Raw genomic sequence first — 18,136 nt, forward strand, 5'->3', positions numbered from 1 at the left:
GGTCGTCTTCTTTTCAATCATGTCTTCTTTACGATTAGCCCAAAATTCCTAGTGCACTTAACGCAATCGATAAAATCAAGATAATCCAGATAACGCGTGTGGAATTCAATTTCTTATGACCTAACATCCAGTAAGTTAATAAAACTAATAACACTGGTACTAGTGCAGGTAAAATAGCATCCAATGTATCTTGAATCACTAGTTCTACGCCATCTTTTTTATAGACAAACGGTACAGTTGCTTTCACAACGGAAGGAATCAATGCCCCGATAACCGTAACTCCTAAGACAGTCGCTGCATTCGTAAAAGCAGATAACTTATCTTTTAAGGTCGTAACTAACTTCACCCCTTGTTTATATCCCAATGGCAATAAAGCCGCTCGACCAAATAACAAAGCAATATTGGCAATAATCCAGATGACACATCCCACAATTGAACCACTCTGAGCTAAGGTACCCGCAATTGAGCCAAAAATTGTTCCCCAAATCACGTGGAATAACGAGTCCCCAACACCTGCAAGTGAACCCATCAACGCTGTTTTTAACGCAACGATCGTATCTTTTGCTCGATAGCCATCTTCTTCTTCAATTGCGACATCAATCCCCATAATCAAATTCCCAAAAATCGCGTTTGTGTTAAAAAACTGATTATGTGTTCGTAACATATCTTGCAATTCCAATGGATCTTCACCATAAAACTTTTTCAAGACAGGCAACATTCCGTATAAATACCCGGAACTCATCATCCGTTCATAGTTCCAGTTCAATTGACTTCCTAAAATGTAACGCCAACTAATTGCGTTTAATTCTTTTTTTGTTAGTTTTTGATTATTCATCACCATCAAATCCTCCCTCGAAAGTTCCAGTATTTGCTACTGTTTGAACACTTGCTGCTTTTTCGCTATCACGTTTAAAGACAATCATTGCTGCAATCACACCCACAATTGAAATACCTAACATTGGGACTTGCAAATAAGCAGCTAAAAAGAAACCTAAAAGCAAATATGGAATATATTGTTTTGTAGGAAGATAATGTAGCAAGATTCCGATACCAACTACTGGCAATACACCACCAGCTGTTTTTAGTCCATCCATCAACCAAGCAGGCGTATTTTCAGTAATTGTTGAAACAGCAGCATCACCGACAAGTAACATCAACAAGATTGGAATCGCACGTGATAATCCCCATAGGAAAGAACCTGATAACACAAGCCGAGGGATTCGACTAATCTTCATATCATCAATTGCACGATCAATGCGGTGTAGCAAGAAAACATTACAAAAGCGGGCTACTACATCAAGCTGCAGCATCAGTAAAGAAACTGGAACAGCTAACCCAATTCCATACTCTGCCCCTTTACCTGAAATCACCGCAAAAGCAGTTCCTAGCACGGCTCCCGTAAAGTAATCAGGAACTGAAGCGCCACCAAATGCTGCGATACCTAAACGCATCAATTGAAGCGTTCCACCGACCATTAATCCGGTTTTTAAATCGCCCATAATCATTCCGGAAATCATTCCGGCAATTGCCGGTTGCGTTAGTGTATTTGAAATAAGTGAATCATTAATGGCAATAAAAGCATAAACAGTAATAAGAATAATTTGATATATTTCTAAATGCATAGCTGTCTTCCTCCTAATATTAGCTTCTTAATTTTTCCATAAAGTCGATAACTGGATCATTTGGTACCAATTGCGCAGTTACTTTCACTTTTTTTGCGGCAATCGCTTCAAAAACTATTTCTTCTTCTTTCAATACTTTGATACTCTTCGTTACATCTCTTGCGCCTTCCTTATAACTCATGTTTCCAACATTGACCGTTTCCAATTGACCACCAGCTTCTAAGTATCTCAATACATCAGTTGGATTTTTAAAGACCAAGAATATTCTTTGCTTACCGTACTTACCTGATTGGATATTTTTAGCTGCAGTAGCAACATCTAAAACTGAAAGTCGCATAGATGTAGGCGCTGCCATTCTTAGTGAAGATTTTTGTAAAGAATCTGTAGCTGCTTCATCGTTAATCACAATGATTCGCTGTGTATTCAAGCTAGGTGACCAGATACCTGCAACCTGTCCATGAATCAATCGTTCGTCGATGCGGACATTCACGATGTTGGCTTTGCCTTCATATTCTTTGTATTTTTCTAAATCTTCATTGGAAACAACCGGATCTTTTTCTACTTCGGCTTCCAGCATTTTCTTTTTAACATTTGTAATCCCACTTATCGATAGCTGAATCAACTCACTAACACTAGCATGGCTATTCAATGTAGCTTCAATGACTAATGGTAAAGACATTCCCGCAATGATTTCTACCTCGTCATTTTCAAGATAGTTAGTCAATGCAACATTGCACGGTGTTCCACCCAATAAATCGGCAATGATCAAAGTCTCGCCGTTAAGGGCTTTCATTTTTTCTTCTAATTCATTTTCAAATTGTAGATTATCCCCGTCTGGTTTCAAAGAAGCTGTGTGAACATGTGCCTGCTTACCGACAATCATCTCCAAACTTGCTTTGACTCCTTCCGCCATATTCCCATGGCTAATCAATAGGATATTTCTCATCTGTCTTCCTCCCCCAAAATTGAATATTCAACTTAACATATTATGTTTTGCTTACCCATACTATATCACACCACTTTCTCCACGTAAACCTAACATCTTAACATATTATATTTTTTTCGATAAAAATCACATTTTGTGAATTGGCCTAGCGATAATCAATTGCTAAACTAAAGTTAACATGTTATGCTACTAGTTAGTATTTACCGCAGAGAATGGAGGGTATAATCGAATGATTCCCAAATATGAACAAATTAAGCAAGATTTATTAGCGGAAATAAAAAAACATAAATTTATTCCTGGCGATAAATTCTATTCAGAAGCTGACATCAAACAAAAATATTCTGTCAGCTCAATCACAGCTGTCAAAGCATTAAATGAGTTGACGACAGCTGGCTATCTTTACCGTATTCAAGGAAAAGGAACTTTTGTTTCTAAATCAAAAGTCTCCCAAAGTGTGAAATTCTCTGATATTGAACTTCATTCTTTAGATAAAGAGAAAGTCAAAGTTTTAGCTATTGAAGAAGAAAATCACCCTACTATTTTAAAGGAACTGGGCTTACCTGCCAATGCTTCCTACTATAAAATCAAACGTGTTCGTTTTTTTGAAGACGTCCCTTTTCTTTTACATATCACTCATCTACCTAAGAAGTTAGTAAAAGAACCACTGACAAAAGATCTCTCAACCTACGCAAGCATTTATGAGCGAGTACGTAAAGACTTTGATATTGATTTATTCTCTTTGTCTTCTGTTGAAACAGACGAAATTATTTTTTCTGATAACTCAGAATTATTGAATTTATTACAGTTAAGTTTTAGAGAACCTGTCGTCAAACAAGTCAAACATTCTTACTTAGCTGATCAAAGTGTTGCAGAATATATCGTCAGTTATAAACATTGGAAATATTTCAAAACAAAAATCGAAGTGGAAGCTGAGTAAGCGACCACTTTTTTTGCGTTTCTATCCTTTTTTTAAATAAATAAAAAGAAATGGAATATTCGCTTTTTGTAGTTAAGTACGGTATACTAATCTAAGTTAATATGTTAACAAGTTAAAAGGAGGCTCTCATGAAACTTCAAGATAAGAAACAGGAACTGATTCAACTCGGTAGCAACGTACAACAAGACTGGTTGACACAACAATTAGATTGGTGCTGTCAAACAATCGAAGCCAACATGCAACGTTATGGGTTAGATTTCCCTTCTGCCTGTGCAACAAACGGAAACTATCGAATCAAACCAAATGATGATTGGACAAATGGTTTTTGGACTGGGATGCTTTGGCTCGCTTACGAATGGACTGGGAGAGAGACATTTTTAGTTCGTGCGATGGAAAATATCCATAGCTTTCAAGAGCGATTAGAAAATCATTTTGTTTTAGATCACCACGATATCGGCTTTTTATATAGTTTATCTGCCGGCGCGGGCTATACTGTTACCGACAGTTTGTTATGTCAGCAACAAATTTTACAAGCTGCAGATGTTTTAATGGCACGTTTTCAAAAAAAAGGACAGTTTATTCAAGCTTGGGGAAAATTGGGTGACCCCAAAGAGTATCGACTAATCATTGACTCACTAATTAATTTGCCATTGCTCTTTCGTGCAACAGAGATTTCTGGAGATATGCGCTATCAAGAAGTTGCCCAAAAGCACTATCAGACTTTACTAAAAACGGTTATTCGAGAAAATGCGACAACTTTCCATACTTATTATTTTGATCCGCTAACCGGCAAACCCAGCCACGGTGCCACTCATCAAGGAAACAGTGATGATTCGATTTGGGCACGTGGACAAAGCTGGGCAATTTTGGGTATCCCATTAAACGAAAGCTATTCACAAAATAAGCAAGAAAATGGGGCACAGAAAGATACGTCGTTAACAAATGCTGGCTTTCCACAAAACTATAACGAAATCGTTGATGTCTTTCTAACTAACTTGCCTCAAGATCTCGTTCCTTACTGGGACTTTGATTTTAATGACCAAGTCCCTTCAGACAAAGACAGTTCTGCCCTAGCAATTACTGCATGTGGCCTGCTGGAAGCAGAAAAAAGTAACGCCTATCCAGCCGCGAAGGAATTAGCTCAAGGAATGATTTATCAATTAGGAGAAAAGTATTCAGCCAAACATGAAACTGTAAACGAAGGTCTTCTACTACACGGTGTCTACGCACACGCCGAAGGAAAAGGCATTGATGAACCAAATCTTTGGGGCGACTATTTTTATTTCGAAGCACTCATGCGTTTAGCAAATCCCGAGTGGAAAAAATATTGGTGAGGAGAAAAAAAGATGCAGACATTTGAAATCAAAGAAGATTTTTTACTTGATGGAGAACCCATCAAATTAATCAGCGGAGCAATTCACTACTTTCGACTAGCACCTGCTCAGTGGGAAGACAGCCTGTATAACTTAAAAGCTTTAGGCGCCAACACGGTAGAAACTTACATTCCATGGAACATCCATGAACCTAAAGAGGGAACTTTTGATTTTGAAGGAATGAAAGATGTTGTCGCTTTTGTTAACTTAGCACAAGAATTAGGTTTGATGGTCATTTTACGTCCTTCTGTTTACATCTGTGCTGAGTGGGAATTTGGTGGTTTACCAGCTTGGCTTTTGAAAGAATCTGGTATAAGATTACGTTCGACTGACCCTCGATTTATGGAAAAAGTCAAAAATTATTACACTGTTTTGTTACCAAAACTAGCACCCCTTCAAGTTTCTCAAGGTGGTCCTGTTATCATGATGCAAATCGAAAATGAGTATGGTTCTTATGGCATGGAAAAAGAATATCTTCGACAAACAAAGCAATTGATTGAATCTTTTGCAATCACTATTCCGTTATTTACCTCCGATGGTTCTTGGCCTGAAGTTTTAGATGCGGGTACATTGATTGAAGATGATGTATTTGTCACTGGAAACTTTGGTAGCCATTCAAAAGAAAATGCAAACGTTTTAAAAACATTTATGCAACAACATGGAAAAAATTGGCCCATCATGTGTATGGAATACTGGGATGGCTGGTTCAATCGTTGGAACGAACCTATTATCAAACGAGATGCCCAAGATTTAGCAAATGAAGTCAAAGAGATGCTGGAGGTTGGCTCGCTTAATCTGTATATGTTTCATGGCGGTACAAATTTCGGTTTCTATAATGGTTGTTCAGCTCGAGGAATGTTGGACTTACCACAAGTCACAAGCTATGATTATGATGCGTTGTTAACTGAAGCTGGTGAACCAACTGAAAAGTACTATCTTGTGCAACAAGCAATCAAAGAGGTCTGTCCTGATGTTTGGCAAGCAGAACCAAGAACGAAAAAAATAAGTGCTCTTGGGAACTATCCAGTGACAGAAAGTGTTTCTTTTTTCAAAACAAAAGATCAAATGATGGCAGGAATTGCTTCGCCTTACCCACTAACCATGGAAAACATCAGTACAGGTTACGGTTATGTGCTGTATTCTGCTCAGTGGAAAAATTATCAGCACAAAAATAAATTACGACTTGTCGAAACTAGTGATCGCGCACATATCTATAGTGATGGCGAACATCAGGCTACACAATATCAAGAAACACTTGGCGAAGAAATTATGATTGCTGGTCAAAAAGAAAACGAAGTAATCCAAATTGATGTATTAGTAGAAAATTTAGGTCGAGTAAATTACGGAGCAAAATTAAACGGCCCCGAGCAATCAAAAGGTATTCGTGGAGGAATCATGCAAGATATCCATTTTCATCAAGGATATGTTCACTATCCATTGACGTTGGAAAAAGAACAACTCGAAAAAATTGATTATCAAGCTGGAAAAGTGCCAGAGCAACCTTCATTTTATCAATTTAAGTTTGATTTAGCAGAAACAGCTGATACCTTTATTGATTGTTCTCGTTATGGTAAAGGCGTTGTGGTCGTTAACGGAATCAATCTAGGACGTTACTGGAATCAAGGACCACTTCTAACTCTATATTGTCCAAAAAGTTTCTTGAAGCAAGGAGAAAATGAACTTGTGATTTTTGAGACGGAAGGTATTGAAATCGAGGAGCTTTGCTTCGTTGATATGCCGAAAGAAAAGGTTATTGATCGGCCAAACCTGTAGAGGTTGTGAAAGAAGTGCCCAGCTCCAATAAATAAGCATAAATTAACGAAAATTGCTTCTCAAATTTTTGAGTAATTTATGCTTGTTTTGAAGGAGTTGCTTGGGAACACCGTGAATGAGGTTGTGGCTCCAAGCGTTAAACTTCAAGCAATAAGGAATTTTTCATAGAAATAGTTTCTCATGTTTTTATGAAAAAAAGACTTATTGCCGAAGGAGTTGCTTGGGGAACACCGTGAATGAGGTTGCGGCTCCAAGCAGCTTTCGAGCAATAAGAACATCTTTTTAAAAATAACTTCTCCTATTTCTATGAAAAAGAGGGATTGCCAACGTGGAGAGACTTTGGCAATCCCTTTTTTAATTTATGGCTTAAAACATCCATTTCGATGAATAGCATACATTACTAGAATAAATCACAGAAGGCTGAATCAGTTACTTCAGCCTTCTGTGATTTATTCTTTTGTTATTCATGACTATTTCGTCCAAAGACTTCGATTTGTGTCAATGCAGGAAATGGTGAATCATCATTTGCTTTTTTCAAGTTTTTGATTGTTAGTTTGCTTGTCTTTTTCATGGGGAAAGTAATTTCTTGAAATGACAAAGTATTTGTTGTTGGTACAACCAACGTTTCGCCATCTGAAAAAAGTAAAGTGATCTCTGTCCAAAAACTATCATGTGGATAATCGCCACGAAAGAGTACTTGTACCCGGTCTGTCTCAATCACTCGTCCAAAATCGATAACTAACTCTGCATCTGCTTGTTGATTGATCCCCCATGAAGCAAATGGATAGGAGCCATGAGAAAGGTTTCCATATTTACCATCAATTGCATTTTTAGCAAAAAAGACAGAATCATTTCGTGTTTCTACATTTGCAAAAGCATGTGGGTAAGCACCTGAATCATTTTTTTGGTCGTGTGTGTTGATGGACAAGTTTTGATAGTTAGTGATTTCAAACTCATAAGCTTTGCGAATCATCAACTGATGGCGAGCTGATTGAAATCCAGTTTCTACACTTGATTTCGTCAAGGACGCCTCCAATGGAAAATGATATTCCCATTTTTCTTCGGGCAAATAGATTAAATTTGGTGCTAATGTTTCATCTAACTGAACGACAAAATAACTTTCATTTGCCTCTGTAGTCACTACGACTTTATCTCCCAACTGATAACGGTAATCTTTGATTGCCAAGACAGCCATTTCTTCTCCTCTTGCTTCAAATGGACCTGTCTCTTTGTCATGATCGATTTTTCCAATAATTGGTTGATTGTATTGATCCTTCAAACTAATTTTCAGCATGTTTCTCTCCCTCTACTGTTATGCCACCAACTAAACAAATCAAGCGATGCGTTCCTGGTTGCAACTGATTTTTTAAATACGGTAAACTAGTTCGTGGAAAAAACAAAGAAGTATTTGCTTCCAGTTGCGTTATCTTTGCTTTCTCATATCCTTCAATCGCTATAATTTGCGAACATAGTTCTTCTGAAATGATTTTCGCGGATAATGGTTCAATTATCCCCCCAATGTTTTTCCCTTTTAACGGCAAACTAAATCCACCTTCTCTGATTTCGATTGGGATTGTCGTTTTGATTTCATGCACTCGCACATGCCATTCACCAAATGGATAAATTTCTGTCTGAATTTCTACTTCTCTAAACGGTCGCCAGAGATAACTTACACAATTGTTATCTGCGTGATAATCAATGACTTCTCCTTTCACTCGGTAATACTGACCATCTCTAGAAACTGCCAGAACATTATCAAACGCACCTGCTTCATACTCAGAACTAGCTTTTGGAACACTGAACCCAAACTTGGTCGAATAAACAAATTTACTGTACTTTGCTTCAGCATGAGCTTGGTTATGCACTAGATTTCCAAATGGATAGCCCAGGACATGTTGCCCATTTTTTGCCTGAACGACGAACATATTCCCCGCAGTAACTATCTGATTTTCTTTTTTTACAATTGATTCTGGCTCTGCTTGCCAAAATGGATGTGCTGGTTCCGTGGCTAATAACAAGAAAAATTTAAATGCCCAATAAGGCGATCCTGGTGCATTATATCCTTCCGCCATCACAAGATTCTCATAGTGATAACCAATTGACAATCGGCCATCAAAAGTAAAGATATCATGTGCCAACCAGGTCTGTAGATGATTCGATAAAAGTGTTTTTATTTGTCCCCAAGGAATTGCTTCCACTTCTGCAAAAATCAGTGCCGAAAAAAATGCACCTTGCGCAAATCGATAAGTCAGACTTCGTCCGTAAGGTAATGCTTCGCCAGCTGAGTCAAAAAAATAAATAAATTCTTGTGTAAACCGTCTTGCTCGATCAATAAATTTATCTGCCCATTCTGGCAGTTCTTCCTTCATAAATTTCGCAAAAATCAACCCATAATAATGAAAAGCAAAAGGTACATAATAATCTTTTTGCGTTGGTTTACCATCTACATACCAACCATTTTCAATCGCCATTGTATCAATTAAAGTCAGCTCTTCAATTAACTTTTCACGATTCAACTTTTCTCCACAATGAGCTAATGCCAAACGAATCAATACTTTGAAAAAAGTCCAATTATTTTTCGGAATTTTTTTATCCAAAGCTTGTGCTAGCCAAGCAACAAGATTGCGTTGACTCGTTGTAGACATTTCTACCCAAAAAGAATCTTTGTTTAATAATAAATTTAGCGAAAGTGCCGCCATTTCAACAATATATTGATCGTAGTCTTCGACTGTCCCCCAGTAGTATGGACTATCTGGGTCGGTTCCGTTTGAAACTTTTTGGATATAAACATCTCTTAATTCATCCTCTTGATTCATCGTCCAGTATGGTCCTAATCCCCAAAGCACGCGGATAAGCGCTTCCATATCCGCGCGTTTTTGATCGTATACTGCTCCGCTACTCCCCAAGTGTAATCCGGCCAATTCCGAATGAATCATCTCATTTCGTAAAGGCTGAATCATCTCTTCCAATGCATGTTGAAAATCTTCGCGCGTAAAAAAATGATGGCTCTCTTGCTGATACATCCAAGCTCCCCCCTTACCTCTTTCAGTCAAGAATAACAAGGCATCACTGCTTTTTCAACCCAACATTTCTTTCAAAATGAATGTTAGATGAGAAAAAAATTTTTTAGCTACTAACTTAACCTATTAACTTAGCACTAAGCATTTTCAACCTCAAGGATTCAGCCAGCTTTTCTTTTTTACTTAACCTAAAACAAATGAAAAAAAATTTATCAAATAATTTTACCCTTTTAAAAATAAAACTGGCTACCACGAATCGTTCGTTTCATCTAAGTTCATACAACAAAACAGGAGGCATGACAAAAGTTTTGTCATGCCTCCTGTTTTCGAGCAAATGGTGTTCCCAAAGCAACTCCTTCGGCAATAAGTCTTTTTTTCATAAAAACATGAGAAACTATTTCTATAAAAAATTCCTTATTGCTTGAAGTTTAACGCTTGGAACCACAACCTCATTCACGGTGTTCCCCAAGCAACTCCTCGAAATAATTCGTAACTGCCTAAAAATATGGAATGCTATTTTTGTCAGTTGCTCATTATTTTTTCGAAGCTAAACGCTTTGCGCCACAACCTCATTCACGGTGTTCCCCAAGCAACTCCTCGAAATAGCTCACAGTCTCACCAAAATATGAAGAGCTATTTTGTGCGCCTGTTTGCTATTTTTTCGGAGCTAGTCGCTTGGAACCACAACCTTTTCTTTACAGTTTACTTGCAGCTTCTTCGTCGATGATTACAACAACGTCATCATGGTTTTGCAATGCACTTGCTGGCATTTCTGTCGTCACAGGTCCATCCACCATTCCTTTGATTGCATCTGCTTTGTTTTCGCCATAAGCCATCAAGACGATTTTCTTACCTTTAAGAATTGAACCAATTCCCATTGAAACAGCTTTAGTTGGTACATCTTCCACTTTATCAAAGAAACGTTTATTTGCATTGATTGTTGATTCAGTTAAGTCAACGACAGAAGTTGTTCCATCAAGTGGCGCACCAGGTTCATTGAAACCAATGTGTCCATTTTGACCAATTCCTAAGATTTGAATATCAATTGGATTTTCATCAATTGTTTTGTCATATTCTTTACATGCAGCACCTAAATCCTCCGCTTTACCATTTGGTACATAAGTTGCTTTGAATGGTTTTTTATCAAATAATTGAACATTCATAAAATGACGGTAGCTTTGTTCATCTGATCCGCCTAGTCCAACATACTCATCTAAGTTAACAGAAGTCATGTCACTAAAATCAATGTCGCTTGAAGTCATTTCTTTATATAAAGTAATTGGTGTACTACCTGTTGCCAAGCCTAAAACCTTTGCCCCATTTTCCATGCCGTCTTTGATTATTTCAAAAGCTTTTTTGCCGCCTTCTTCAGCGTTTTTCACACGAATGATTTCCATAGTGATTACTCCTTTGTGTTTTGGTATAGCCCAATTATAGCACCCTTTTTTTGGAATTACAATAATTAGTATAGACCAAATTCGTTTTTTTTCGTTTTCTTGACATTTTTCATTCATCTGTGTTAGTTTGCATAAGACGAGATAATTAAATTGATTTTTGCTGCACTTTAACCAGGATACTTGATGACTGCGGACACAATTGTCTGCAGTTTTTTTACTATTAAGAAGGAGAAATTATGAGTATATTAACACTAACAAATATCACCCAACAATTCGGTGATAAAATTCTTTATGAAGATGTCCAACTGCAATTAAATGCTGGTGAACATTTAGGACTGATTGGTCAAAATGGTGCGGGTAAAAGTACCCTGATTAAAATTATCACAGGGGAAATTTTGCCAGATAACGGTCATATCCAATGGCAAAAGAATATTCATCGTGGCTATTTAGACCAGTATGTCGAAGTTGACGAACAATTGACAATCCAAGAGTTTCTGAAAACTGCTTATGCCGATGAATTTGAAAAAGAACAAAAAATTGGCGAGCTTTATACCCAATACGGTGAAACTTTTGATGATTCACTACTTGAAAAGGCAGGAAAATTACAAACCGAACTCGATCAAGGAATCTTTTATCAAATTGATACACTTGTCGCTGAAATGAGTAGCGGACTTGGCTTAGATGTGTTGGGAGCCAACACATTGTTAAAAGAACTAAGCGGTGGACAACGTTCAAAAGTGATTTTAGCTAAATTACTTTTAGAAAATCCTGATGTTTTAATCTTGGACGAACCCACGAACCATTTAGACGATCAACACATTCAATGGCTGACACAATTTCTGCAAAGCTTTCAAGGTGCGTATATCGTGATTTCCCACGATCAAGAATTTTTAGACCAAATCACTACACACATTGCTGATATTGAATTCGGTCAATTAACGAAATACACTGGCCATCTAAAACAGGCTTTGAAACAAAAAGAACAAAACCGAGAAAGTTATTTACGTCAATATTATGCGCAACAAAAACAAATTGAGAAAACAGAAGCCTATATTCGTAAATACAAAGCCGGTTCTCGCTCGACAATGGCAAAGAGTCGCCAAAAACAATTAGATAAAGTTGATCGATTGAAGCCACCAACCAACACAGCAACTGCAGTATTTGATTTTCCTTTCACACCAATCGTGACAACATTAGCACTAGAGACAACCGATTTAGTCATTGGGTATGAACGACCTCTACTAGCACCTATCAACTTGACTATTCGCTTTGGGGAAACGGTTGCGATTCGTGGCTTTAACGGAATCGGAAAATCAACACTGCTTAAAACCTTAATTGGTGAAATCAAACAGTTAGATGGTGATTTTCATTTTCCAGAAAACACCAAAATCAATTATTTTTCGCAAGACCTAACTTGGGAAAACCCATTAGAAACACCTTTGCAATATTTAAGTGGGCACTTTCCAAAAGCAACGATCAAAGAATTACGTCGTCAATTAGCCAAAGCTGGCTTAGTTAACCAGCTGGCAAGCGAACCTCTAGCTACGCTAAGTGGTGGTGAGCAAACAAAAGTAAAACTTGCACAGATGACTATGAACAGTGGCAATCTCCTGATTTTAGATGAGCCCACTAACCATATTGATCACGAAACAAAAGCAAGCTTGCAAAAAGAAATACAACAATTTACAGGAACTGTCTTAGTTGTTTCCCATGAACAAGAATTTTATCAAGAACTGGTTGATCGAGTGATTGAGATCGAAACGAATGAAGCAACGTACAGCAGCAAGCACTGAGCAAATGACAGGTGTCAAAACAAAAAAGGTGAAGCAAAACGAAAATACGTTTTGTTTCACCTTTTTTTGTTTTTGATTATTACTAACTCTTTATTTCTTGCGGAATAAAACCAATTGACAGAAATAGGCACATGCTTGAAAAGCGAGTCCTGCAAGTGTGACACCCATCCAGCCAAAATGTTCCCACATCGTTGTTCCTACTAACGAACCTGTTGCTCCCCCGATAAAATACATAAACATGAAAATCGTATTATTCCGGTTACTTGCTTCTTCACCAAGACCTTGAACACGTGCTTGGTTAGAAACTTGACCAAATTGATTACCAACATCTAATAAAATAATTGCAAATAATAGAAGCGTTAGATGATCTCCGCCAATCAAAAGTAAGACAAAACTAAGTGTTTGCATCCACAATCCCATCGAAATAATCTTTCTTTCGGAATAGGAATCTGCTAAACGCCCAACAATCGGTGCTGCAACAGCTCCCGACAAACCAAAAATCGCTAAGATCCCTGCTTCAAATGTGCCCCAATGATAAACAGGACTGCTAATATAAAAAATCAAAGTTGACCAAAAAATAGAAAACGTTCCAAACATAAAAAAGCCGTTGAATGCTGATTCACGTAATAAACGTTGAGATGCAAATAAATGCGGTAAGCTCTTCAAAGAATCGATATAAGAAACTGATGCTTTTCGACTTTCTTGCGTCCTCGGCAATTTCACATAAAGCAACGCTGTTAACAGCCCCACAGCAAGCAACGCAAATAAATAGACCATTCGCCAAGAAAACACGCTGGCAATAATTCCTGATACTGTTCTCGATAATAAAATCCCAATCAATAAACCACTTAATAATTGTCCCATTACTTTTCCGCGTGCGGCTGAGCCCGCTAAGACAGCGCCATACGGAATAATGATTTGTGGCACAATAGACAGTAAACCAATTAAGAAAGATGCACATGCAAATAACGTAAACGATGGCGCAAAAAAAGCAGCCAACAACGAAATAGCAGACAATGCAGCCATTCGAATAATCAATTTAGGTCGATTTACCACATCGCCCAATGGCACTAAGAATAATAAGCCTAAAGCATAGCCGAGTTGCGTCAACATGGTTAAAATACCAATTGCACTCGTACTAACTGAAAAACTTGTTGCTACTTTTGTTCCAATCGGTTGGATATAATACATATTGGCAACCACTACACCACAAGTAGTTGCTAGTAAAGTCGTCAATGCTCCTGTTAGTTGAATTTGGTTTTTTTGTTCCATTCTTTCCCCTCACTTCCAACTAATAGTGTAGCTCTTTCATAAAAAAAATGAAATCATCTAAGAACATTTTATTCACTTTTCTTTACCTTATCTAGACGATGTTTTTCACGGTCCTTATAAATAATAACAACTAACCCAATCAGTAGAAGTACACTAGCAATAATTCCTACTGCTGTTTTGTTATAGCCATGGAACAAGGCTTCGCCCCCACAAGCATATAAGATTGATGACGGTAATACACCTAAAATCACCGATAACGCTACTTGTTTTAAAGATAGATTCAGTGTATAGGCTGTAAAACTGACAATGGAAGAAGGAATCACTGGTACCATGTAGCCAATCATCACACCTATTTTAGGATGCCTCATTCGAGTAATTGCTTTCACCCAGCGATTTTCTTTGGTTGACTGATCCAAAAAAGTTAAGTGATGTAATAAAAAAATAGCGAATAAGTTTCCCAAGGCATTCCCACTAATATTGATGAGACTTCCAAGAATTGGACCATAACTAACCCCCACCAAAACGCCAACAATTGATGTCGGAATCCCTGGAACAACACACATCACTGTTGTTAATAAAATCAATAACGCCGCAGTAATTACCCCATGGGAACGTACTGTTTTTTGTAATAACGCCTGACTTGCCTTTGGATTTAACAAAATATCAATATCCTTTGCATATTGCAAATAGACATGATAACCAATAAAAGAAATCAATCCGATACCACATAGAATCAAAATGATTTGAACTATTCTCTTTTTCATTGATACTCCTTTTCTCAAATACTCCCTATTTATATCTTATTTTAGCATAGGTTTCTCTTTCTTTGTTTCCTCCTTAATCTAATCATACTTTCTAAACAACATTTGGAATAAAAAATCAAAACCACGTCCAATACCTGTTCACCTATATCTTTTATACAGCTATTAACTACTAGCCAACATAAAAAGCACCTGAATCCGATCATATCAAAGATTCTGGTGCTTTATATTCAGCAAAGTTGATTCAATTTTGTGGTTATACCCATATGTTTTATCAATCAAATAATGCCTTTCTTTACTTGGCTATTATTGCAACAAACAGTAACAATATTCCTGAAAGGAAAAAACAATTCTAGTTCCAAAAATGTCTGAAATGATTCCGACTTAAAGATATACCTATCTTCAAACAGCTCTAAAAATGATATTACCCAGAATATGTAAAGAAAATATTTTTAATGATCTAAGTGTTCACGAATTTCATCCTACTATCTATGAACATCTATACTCATACAAAAAAAGATTAGTCCGTAAACAAGTTTGCAAAGTATATCAATTCTTAAAAAGTATGGTCAAAGAACAAAAAAAGCACCAAAATCCCATCATATCAAGGATTTCGGTGCTCTATAATCAGCAAAAATTATTTAACTGTTACTGATGCGCCAACTTCTTCAAGTTTAGCTTTTAATTCTTCAGCTTCGTCTTTAGACACGCCTTCTTTAACTGGTGCAGGAGCGCCGTCAACTACAGCTTTAGCTTCTTTCAAGCCTAAGCCAGTTGCTTCACGAACTGCTTTGATAACTTTAACTTTTTGGTCTCCAGCTGCAGTTAATTCTACAGTGAATTCAGTTTGTTCTTCAGCTGCAGCACCTGCTACAGCACCAGCTGCAGCTACAGGAGCAGCAGCAGATACGCCAAATTCTTCTTCAATAGCTTTAACTAGGTCGTTAAGTTCTAGGATAGTTGCTTCTTTTAACTCAGCAACGATGTTTTCAATGTTCAATGCCATGATAATTTCCTCCATTAAATGTTGTTTGTTTTATTTATGCTATGCGGCTATTAAGCTGCATCTCCATCTTCTTTGTCTGCGACTGCTTTGACAGCGTAAGCCACGTTGCGGACTGGCGCTTGTAGTACAGATAGCAACATAGAAAGAAGACCTTCGCGGTTTGGCAATTTTGCCAAGGCTGTAATTTCTTCCAATGAAGATACTTTACCTTCGATGATACCGCCTTTGATTTCTAATGCTTTTGCTTCTTTAGCAAATTCATCCATGATTTTTGCTGGTGCAACTACATCTTCATTACTAAATGCAACGGCTGTAGGGCCAGTAAATACTTCGTCCAAGCCTTCTAATCCAGCTTGTTTTGCAGCACGTGAAAGGATAGAGTTTTTGATAACTTTCATTTCTACGTTTGCATCACGAAGTTGTTTACGTAAGCGAGTTACTTCATCAACAGTTAGTCCACGGTAGTCAACGACTACTACAGATGCTGCTGCTGTAAATTTTTCACTTACTTTATCAACGATTTCTGCTTTTTTTGCGATTGCTGCTTCACTCATTTTGAGTTTCACCTCCTGAATTTTGATGGAAGAGTTTTTAGTTGCCTCATTATGCTGTTCAAAAGAAATCCTTTTTACTTCGCTTAGCGAGTATTGTTCATCAGCTAATTTCTTAGTAATTCACAATAAAAAAACCCTATGCCACCGTAGACATAGAGGGACTATTGAAATTATTCAATAAACGTCCTCGGTAGGAAATTAAGGCTAAGCCACCTACTGTCTTCGGTACAAGTTAATTATTAACCTCAACTAGCTTAGCACGCTAAACTAGTTGAGTCAAGAATTATTTTTCAGTTGGATCAATCAACTATCTAACTTAATTAAAATTAGAAAGAAGCTTGGTCAACGTGGATACCAGGTCCAAATGTTGTTGTTACAGTAACATTCTTCATGTATTGACCTTTAGCTGCTGATGGTTTAGCTTTCACTAATACATCATGGATTGTTTGGAAGTTTTCGATAAGTTTTGCGTCATCGAATGAAACTTTACCGATTGGAACATGTACGTTACCAGCTTTGTCAACGCGGTAAGTTACTTTACCAGCTTTTACTTCGTTAACAGCTTTTGTTACGTCCATTGTAACTGTTCCAGTTTTAGGGTTAGGCATTAAGCCTTTAGGTCCTAATACACGACCTAATTTACCAACAGTTGCCATCATATCAGGTGTTGCAACAACTACGTCAAAGTCAAACCATCCACCTTGGATTTTTTGAACCATGTCGTCGTCACCAACGAAATCTGCACCAGCTGCTTCAGCTTCTTTTGCTTTTTCGCCTTTAGCGAATACTAAAACAGATTGTGTTTTACCAGTTCCGTTTGGTAATACAACAGCACCACGAATTTGTTGGTCTGCTTTTTTAGGGTCAACATTCAAACGGTAAGCAACTTCAACAGTTGCGTCGAATTTTGCAATGTTAGTTTCTTTTGCCAAAGCTACTGCTTCTGCAACAGGATAAACTTTACTTGAATCAACTTTTTTTAATGCATCTTGCATTTTTTTGCTCTTTTTAGCCATTTTGTTTCCTCCTTGATTGTGGTTATAACGGTTGTACCTCCCACGTGTTCTATATCTTTCAATACAGAGCCAACTGAGAAGCTACTTTCTTGGGGACGGTAGAATAAATTATTCTACAACGATACCCATGCTTCGTGCAGTTCCTTCAACCATGCGCATTGCTGATTCAACGTTAGCAGCGTTTAGGTCTTCCATTTTCAATTCAGCGATTTCTCTTACTTGATCGCTAGAAATTGTAGCAACTTTATTTTTGTTTGGTTCACCTGAACCTTTTTCGATTTTAGCTGATTTTTTCAATAAAACTGCAGCTGGTGGTGTTTTTGTAACAAACGTAAATGAACGATCTTCATATACTGAGATTACAACTGGGATAATCAAGCCTGCTTGATCAGCTGTACGAGCGTTGAATTCTTTAGTGAATCCCATAATGTTGATACCCGCTTGACCTAGTGCAGGACCTACTGGTGGTGCTGGAGTTGCTTTACCTGCAGGAATTTGCAATTTAACGATTTTTTCTACTTTCTTTGCCACGAGACATACCTCCTTAAGTCCGTGATGTGGTTAATTGGAGATACATATTTCTCCTCCCACGTTTTCATCTATCAATTTAAAAAAGTTAGATAAAAATGTGCATTTCAATGCACACTGATACATTATAGCAAATCC

The 18,136-nt window shown here is 37.4% G+C and carries 16 protein-coding genes and 1 other annotated feature; of the genes, 4 read left to right on the forward strand and 12 right to left on the reverse strand.

The genetic code is table 11. The features are described from left to right. Positions 1–34 precede the first annotated feature (34 nt). The 3 genes from IGJ93_RS11135 to IGJ93_RS11145 are packed head-to-tail and all read right to left on the reverse strand — an operon-like array spanning position 35 to position 2,568. Complete coding sequence (locus tag IGJ93_RS11135; protein ID WP_067482929.1) at positions 35–841, reverse strand: PTS system mannose/fructose/sorbose family transporter subunit IID; 807 nt, start codon at positions 839–841, stop codon at positions 35–37. Further along, on the reverse strand, positions 828–1,622 hold the full coding sequence (locus IGJ93_RS11140; protein WP_067482931.1) for a PTS mannose/fructose/sorbose/N-acetylgalactosamine transporter subunit IIC: 795 nt from the start codon (positions 1,620–1,622) through the stop codon (positions 828–830). The genes IGJ93_RS11135 and IGJ93_RS11140 overlap by 14 nt, the downstream gene beginning before the upstream one ends. A 19-nt stretch (positions 1,623–1,641) precedes the next feature. Continuing rightward, the gene (locus IGJ93_RS11145) at positions 1,642–2,568 is read right to left on the reverse strand and encodes a PTS mannose/fructose/sorbose transporter subunit IIAB (protein ID WP_075491273.1); all 927 of its coding nucleotides are present in this window, start codon (positions 2,566–2,568) and stop codon (positions 1,642–1,644) included. A gap of 229 nt (positions 2,569–2,797) precedes the next feature. On the opposite strand from IGJ93_RS11145, the gene IGJ93_RS11150 reads away from it, so the two are divergent. From IGJ93_RS11150 to IGJ93_RS11160, 3 genes are all read left to right on the forward strand, one after another. Beyond that, the gene (locus IGJ93_RS11150; protein WP_067482933.1) at positions 2,798–3,505 is read left to right on the forward strand and encodes a GntR family transcriptional regulator; all 708 of its coding nucleotides are present in this window, start codon (positions 2,798–2,800) and stop codon (positions 3,503–3,505) included. 128 nt (positions 3,506–3,633) lie between these two features. After that, positions 3,634–4,839 (forward strand): glycoside hydrolase family 88 protein, encoded by a 1,206-nt coding sequence (locus IGJ93_RS11155; protein ID WP_071868944.1) that lies wholly within the window; start codon positions 3,634–3,636, stop codon positions 4,837–4,839. Positions 4,840–4,851: 12 nt separating this feature from the next. Then, positions 4,852–6,651 carry a glycoside hydrolase family 35 protein gene (locus IGJ93_RS11160; RefSeq protein WP_067482935.1) on the forward strand — a complete coding sequence of 600 codons (1,800 nt, stop codon included), beginning with the start codon at positions 4,852–4,854 and terminating at the stop codon, positions 6,649–6,651. Between the two features lie 460 nt (positions 6,652–7,111). Here IGJ93_RS11160 and IGJ93_RS11165 read toward each other — a convergent pair whose 3' ends face one another. The 3 genes from IGJ93_RS11165 to nagB all read right to left on the reverse strand — a co-directional run bounded on the left by IGJ93_RS11165 (position 7,112) and on the right by nagB (position 11,068). After that, complete coding sequence (locus IGJ93_RS11165) at positions 7,112–7,945, reverse strand: hypothetical protein (RefSeq protein ID WP_095803827.1); 834 nt, start codon at positions 7,943–7,945, stop codon at positions 7,112–7,114. After that, positions 7,932–9,674, reverse strand: coding sequence for a DUF2264 domain-containing protein (locus IGJ93_RS11170; RefSeq protein WP_075491277.1), 1,743 nt, complete (start codon positions 9,672–9,674; stop codon positions 7,932–7,934). The genes IGJ93_RS11165 and IGJ93_RS11170 overlap by 14 nt, the downstream gene beginning before the upstream one ends. Before the next feature lie 692 nt (positions 9,675–10,366). Then, positions 10,367–11,068 carry a glucosamine-6-phosphate deaminase gene (gene nagB / locus IGJ93_RS11175; protein ID WP_071868941.1) on the reverse strand — a complete coding sequence of 234 codons (702 nt, stop codon included), beginning with the start codon at positions 11,066–11,068 and terminating at the stop codon, positions 10,367–10,369. A 236-nt stretch (positions 11,069–11,304) separates the two neighbouring features. On the opposite strand from nagB, the gene IGJ93_RS11180 reads away from it, so the two are divergent. Further along, positions 11,305–12,861 carry an ABC-F family ATP-binding cassette domain-containing protein gene (locus tag IGJ93_RS11180; protein ID WP_430596945.1) on the forward strand — a complete coding sequence of 519 codons (1,557 nt, stop codon included), beginning with the start codon at positions 11,305–11,307 and terminating at the stop codon, positions 12,859–12,861. A 90-nt stretch (positions 12,862–12,951) separates the two neighbouring features. Here IGJ93_RS11180 and IGJ93_RS11185 read toward each other — a convergent pair whose 3' ends face one another. From IGJ93_RS11185 to rplK, 6 genes are all read right to left on the reverse strand, one after another. Further along, positions 12,952–14,133, reverse strand: a complete 1,182-nt coding sequence (locus IGJ93_RS11185) for an MFS transporter (protein ID WP_067482946.1) — start codon at positions 14,131–14,133, stop codon at positions 12,952–12,954. Between the two features lie 68 nt (positions 14,134–14,201). Continuing rightward, complete coding sequence (locus IGJ93_RS11190) at positions 14,202–14,897, reverse strand: TVP38/TMEM64 family protein (protein ID WP_067482948.1); 696 nt, start codon at positions 14,895–14,897, stop codon at positions 14,202–14,204. Between the two features lie 634 nt (positions 14,898–15,531). Further along, positions 15,532–15,900, reverse strand: coding sequence for a 50S ribosomal protein L7/L12 (rplL, locus tag IGJ93_RS11195; RefSeq protein ID WP_067482950.1), 369 nt, complete (start codon positions 15,898–15,900; stop codon positions 15,532–15,534). A 50-nt stretch (positions 15,901–15,950) separates the two neighbouring features. Beyond that, positions 15,951–16,454 (reverse strand): 50S ribosomal protein L10, encoded by a 504-nt coding sequence (gene rplJ / locus IGJ93_RS11200; protein ID WP_067482952.1) that lies wholly within the window; start codon positions 16,452–16,454, stop codon positions 15,951–15,953. Positions 16,455–16,572: 118 nt separating this feature from the next. Further along, positions 16,573–16,698: a sequence feature (ribosomal protein L10 leader region), on the reverse strand. Between the two features lie 82 nt (positions 16,699–16,780). After that, a complete protein-coding gene (gene rplA, locus IGJ93_RS11205) occupies positions 16,781–17,470 on the reverse strand; it encodes a 50S ribosomal protein L1 (RefSeq protein ID WP_067482954.1) in 690 nt (229 codons plus the stop codon). A gap of 108 nt (positions 17,471–17,578) precedes the next feature. Then, positions 17,579–18,001 (reverse strand): 50S ribosomal protein L11, encoded by a 423-nt coding sequence (gene rplK, locus IGJ93_RS11210; RefSeq protein WP_067482956.1) that lies wholly within the window; start codon positions 17,999–18,001, stop codon positions 17,579–17,581. Positions 18,002–18,136 lie beyond the last annotated feature (135 nt).

It is taken from the genome of Enterococcus sp. DIV0174, assembly GCF_050529065.1.
GTDB lineage: Bacteria > Bacillota > Bacilli > Lactobacillales > Enterococcaceae > Enterococcus_B > Enterococcus_B thailandicus.